This window comes from Micromonospora sp. DT227 (assembly GCF_049841835.1).
GTDB lineage: Bacteria > Actinomycetota > Actinomycetes > Mycobacteriales > Micromonosporaceae > Micromonospora.
In genome coordinates this window covers 1-450 of the sequence record NZ_JBNCLA010000062.1, presented here as the reverse complement: position 1 = coordinate 450, position 450 = coordinate 1, and the positions used below count along the sequence as shown (strand labels likewise).

General features: G+C 69.6%; 1 protein-coding gene. It reads left to right on the top strand.

Going from position 1 to position 450, the window contains the following annotated elements; genetic code table 11:
- Positions 1–450, top strand: a 450-nt coding sequence (locus ACLQ2W_RS33895; protein ID WP_425791980.1) for a ketoacyl-synthetase C-terminal extension domain-containing protein, incomplete at both ends; no start/stop codon positions are given.

Sequence of the window (450 nt, the reverse complement as noted above, 5' to 3'; positions counted from 1 at the left end):
GCTCCGAATGGGCCGTCGCAGCAGCGGGTGATCCGTCAGGCCCTGGCCAACGCGCGGCTGACGCCGAGCGACGTGGATGTGGTGGAGGCGCACGGTACGGGCACCACCCTGGGTGATCCGATCGAGGCGCAGGCGCTGATCGCCGCGTACGGTCAGGACCGGCCGGCGGGGCGGCCGTTGCGGTTGGGGTCGGTGAAGTCGAACATCGGTCACACCATGGCGGCCGCGGGTGTCGCCGGGATCATCAAAATGGTTCTCGCGATGCGGCACGGGCTGATGCCCAGGACGCTGCACGTGGACGCCCCGTCTACCCATGTGGATTGGTCGGCCGGGTCGGTGCAGTTGTTGACCGAGGCGACACCGTGGCCTGTCGACGGTCGGCCGCGGCGGGCTGGGGTGTCGTCGTTCGGGATCAGCGGTACCAACGCCCACCTCATCCTCGAAGAGGCC